1 pseudogene is annotated in these 396 nt (G+C 64.1%); it reads left to right on the top strand.

Features of this window, described 5'->3' with window-relative positions:
• Positions 1-357, top strand: a pseudogene (spuE, locus tag AC066S_RS39870) (spermidine-binding protein SpuE); the annotation flags it as partial.
• Positions 358-396: the final 39 nt, after the last annotated feature.

Raw genomic sequence — 396 nt, 5'->3', positions numbered from 1 at the left:
GCCCGCGCCGAAGAGGCCGGCAAGGGCATCGACATCCAGTACGTGATTCCCAAGGAAGGCGCCAACCTGTGGTTCGACCTGATGGCGATTCCCGCCGATGCCAAGGCCGCCGATAACGCCTACGCGTTCATCGACTACCTGCTGCGTCCGGAGGTGATCGCCAAGGTCAGCGACTACGTCGGCTACGCCAACGCGATACCGGGGGCCCGCCCGCTGATGGACAAGAGCGTCAGCGACAGCGAGGAGGTGTATCCGCCGCAGGCCGTGCTCGACAAGCTCTACGTTTCCGCCGTGTTGCCGGCCAAGGTGCTGCGCCTGCAGACCCGTACCTGGACCCGGATCAAGACCGGCAAATAAGTTCAAATTCCGCCCGGTAGCGTGACCGGGCTCAACGAC

This window comes from Bradyrhizobium sp. CFUWI, from assembly GCF_056429085.1.
Note: the sequence above shows the minus strand (reverse complement) of the source record. Positions and strands in the feature narration are given on the sequence as shown.